The sequence below is a fragment of the Micromonospora sp. M51 genome, from assembly GCF_018070305.1.
GTDB lineage: Bacteria > Actinomycetota > Actinomycetes > Mycobacteriales > Micromonosporaceae > Micromonospora > Micromonospora parva.
Genome location: NZ_JAGPXZ010000991.1, coordinates 1 through 1902, shown reverse-complemented (window position 1 = coordinate 1902; position 1902 = coordinate 1). Strand labels below are relative to the sequence as shown.

2 protein-coding genes are annotated in these 1902 nt (G+C 69.5%); both read left to right on the top strand.

The window, feature by feature from the left end; translation table 11 throughout:
• Nucleotides 1-157 precede the first annotated feature (157 nt).
• The gene (gene glnA / locus KBX53_RS31640) at nt 158-1507 is read left to right on the top strand and encodes a type I glutamate--ammonia ligase (RefSeq protein WP_030330117.1); all 1350 of its coding nucleotides are present in this window, start codon (nt 158-160) and stop codon (nt 1505-1507) included.
• A gap of 88 nt (nt 1508-1595) precedes the next feature.
• Nucleotides 1596-1902, top strand: a 307-nt coding sequence (locus KBX53_RS31635; protein WP_210863457.1) for a DUF350 domain-containing protein, incomplete at its 3' end; no start/stop codon positions are given.

Sequence of the window (1902 nt, the reverse complement as noted above, 5' to 3'; positions counted from 1 at the left end):
ACGACCCGCCCGTCGCCGGCCCGCCGGGCGGGACACGAGGGGACGGGCGGCGGCAGTTCGCGTAACGTCTGCGTAACCAGGCCCGGGAAGACTGGGCGATCAGGTCGGGCGCAGCCCGGCCAAGGCGGACAAAACAGTGTCGCGAGGGGTTGGGGAAGTGGACCGTCAGCAGGAGTTCGTCCTCCGGACGCTGGAAGAGCGGGACATCCGGTTCGTCCGGCTGTGGTTCACCGACGTTCTGGGCACGCTCAAGAGCGTTTCGGTGGCGCCCGCCGAGCTGGAGGCGGCCTTCGAGGAAGGCATCGGCTTCGACGGCTCGGCGATCGAGGGCTTCGCCCGGGTCTTCGAATCGGACATGGTGGCCATGCCCGACCCGACCACCTTCCAGGTCTTCCCCTTCGAGGGCGGGGTCAGCGGCGAGAGCGCCCGGATGTTCTGCGACATCCTGCTGCCCGACGGCAGTCCGTCCTGGGCGGACCCCCGGCACGTGCTGCGCCGCGCCCTGTCCAAGGCGGCCGAGAAGGGCTTCACCTTCTACACCCACCCCGAGATCGAGTTCTTCCTGCTGGAGAACGGCCCGCAGGACGGCTCGGTGCCCACCCCGGTCGACACCGGCGGCTACTTCGAGCACACCACCCACGCCGTGGCCCGGGACTTCCGCCGTCAGGGCGTGCTGGCGCTGGAACGGATCGGCATCTCGGTGGAGTTCAGCCACCACGAGGTCGCGCCCGGCCAGCAGGAGATCGACCTGCGCTACGCCGACGCGCTGACCACCGCCGACAACATCATGACCTTCCGGCACGTGGTCAAGGAGGTCGCGCTCTCCACCGGTGTGCAGGCCAGCTTCATGCCCAAGCCGTTCACCGACCAGCCGGGCAGCGGCATGCACACCCACCTGTCGCTGTTCGAGGGGGAGCGCAACGCCTTCCACGACAGCGGCGACCCGATGAAGCTGTCCAAGGTGGCGAAGTCGTTCATCGCCGGCCTGCTGGTGCACGCCCGGGAGTACACGGCCGTCACCAACCAGTGGGTCAACTCGTACAAGCGGCTCTTCCCGCAGCACCTGCCCGACCGGATCACCGAGAGCCCGGCGTACGTCTGCTGGGGGCACCTCAACCGGTCCGCGCTGGTCCGGGTTCCCGCGTACGGCAAGCCCAACTCGGCCCGGGTCGAGGTCCGCTCACTGGACTCGGCCACCAACCCGTACCTCGCCTTCGCGGTGCTGCTCGGCGCCGGCCTCAAGGGCATCGAGGAGGGGTACGAGCTGCCGCCGGGCGCCGAGGACGACGTCTGGTCACTGACCAGCGCGGAACGGCGCGCCATGGGCTACGAGGCGCTGCCGGAGAACCTCGCCGAGGCGATCGACGTGATGGCCGGCTCCGAGCTGGTGGCGGAGGTGCTCGGCGAGCACGTCTTCGACTTCTTCCTGCGCAACAAGCGGGCCGAGTGGGAGCAGTACCGCCGCGAGGTCACCCCGTACGAGCGGCAGCGCTACCTGGCGCTGTAGGCGCGGGGCTGACGCGATTGCGCGCTGCCGCTATCGTCTCGATCACCGCGCCGGTACCCCTCCGGGCGGAGAGTCGGGAGGCAAGTCGGTGCTGGAGGATCTGCTCAGCGGTGCCTGGCAGAGCGTCGTGTTCGGGATCGTCGGCGTCGGGCTGATGGCCGCCGGGTTCGGGCTCGTCGACCTGCTCACCCCGGGCCGGCTACGGGACCTGATCTGGGTCGAGCGCAACGCCAACGCGGGGTTGCTGCTCGCCGCCAACCAGCTCGGCATCGCCGGGATCGTCTTCACCGCGATCCTGACCAGCTACAGCGACTTCGGCAAGGGGCTCGCCTCCACGTTGCTCTTCGGGCTGGTCGGGTTGGCGATCATGGCGTTGGCCTTCGTGGTGCTGGACC